This is a genomic window from Rickettsia endosymbiont of Culicoides newsteadi, assembly GCF_002259525.1.
Taxonomy (GTDB): Bacteria; Pseudomonadota; Alphaproteobacteria; order Rickettsiales; family Rickettsiaceae; genus Tisiphia.
The window spans coordinates 572-1,541 of the sequence record NZ_MWZE01000168.1 but is presented as its reverse complement, the minus strand read 5'-3'; the positions used below and the strand labels follow the sequence as shown (position 1 = coordinate 1,541).

The following is a 970-nucleotide window of genomic DNA, read 5'->3' as shown; positions in this document are numbered from 1 at the left end:
CTCATTCTTAGTTAATACTTTTTCTCTTAATTATTCAATAATTATTTCATTCCTATATCATTCCAGCGGAATGTGGGATAAAGCTATAAAATATCTAGAAAATTATCAAGACTCTCCTGCCTGTAAGAATCTTAAGGCTATAGCCTATAGTTGCTTAGCTAGTATTGCTGAGCATGACAGTGCCAATGAAACTGCATTTGCTTACTATGCAAAAGCTATAGAGGCGAATAGCCATCTACCAAAAATATATGAAAAACTAGGACAACTACTTTTTAACAAGGGTGAATATGCTAAGGCAATTGACTGCTACAAAGTAGTGAATAATGAATTTGAGATAAAAGCCTGTTTTAAAGCATGGTTGAAACAAGATAAAAAAAATCCTGATATAATGCTAAAGCAGGCTGAGTATTTTGAGTCTATAGGTTTATTTGAAAAAGCTAAAACATATTATCACCATGCATTCAGCCTAAGTCAGGATGAAGATTTTAAGGCTGTGGCTTACAATAAAATTGCTAAGATTATGGATAATGTTACTGCTCAAAGGCAAAATTTTGCCACCAAAGCACAGGAACATGATTTTTACAATTATGACATGGTAAATGAAGAATTTACCAAAAATTTACTTGGCGACGTAGTTGAAAAATGTGATTTGTACTGATTTAATTTAGCATCGCTCAATTTACAAACGTCATTGCGGAGCTACTTTAGAGCGACAAAGCAATTGTAAGTTATCATTCCCGCTTCGGTGCGGAATCTATAATATCTCAGGGCTTTTTGAGCTGTATTCTAGATCCCGCACTGAAGCAGGGATGACACAGAGATGGATTGCTTCGGAGGCTTACGCATCCTCGCAATCTGATGTATCCCCACGAAATTAAGCACGACAAAGCTCCGTCTTTATAATAGATGCCAGGGATTCTACCAATGGTTTTATGGCATGCAAATAATTAAATTCAATAATAAATTTCCC

General features: G+C 35.3%; 1 protein-coding gene. It reads left to right on the top strand.

Annotated elements, in window-relative coordinates; genetic code table 11:
• On the top strand, nt 1-658 hold a 658-nt coding region (locus RiCNE_RS07080), incomplete at its 5' end, for a tetratricopeptide repeat protein (RefSeq protein WP_204839971.1).
• Nucleotides 659-970: the final 312 nt, after the last annotated feature.